Raw genomic sequence first — 218 nt, forward strand, 5'->3', positions numbered from 1 at the left:
ATCCTGTACATTCCAATTGTTATTATTCCCAAAAATTTGGTTGATATTCATAATGGTGTGCTCCTCTTCTTCCTGTTCCATCCAAGCCTTTTGGGTATTTTCATCATTTCTGTTGCCCATAATAAAATTGACCTCCCTTATCTCATTGTCCATCCCATCTTGATTGGCATCAAAATCTTGTCGGTTGTCATCATTATTATTTCCATCAATTTTATTCA

The 218-nt window shown here is 34.9% G+C and carries 1 protein-coding gene; it reads right to left on the reverse strand.

Annotated elements, in window-relative coordinates:
* Nucleotides 1-218, reverse strand: a 218-nt coding sequence (locus E1171_RS22895; protein ID WP_187696059.1) for a hypothetical protein, incomplete at both ends; no start/stop codon positions are given.

Source organism: Xanthovirga aplysinae (assembly GCF_009711365.1).
Taxonomy (GTDB): Bacteria; Bacteroidota; Bacteroidia; order Cytophagales; family Cyclobacteriaceae; genus Xanthovirga; species Xanthovirga aplysinae.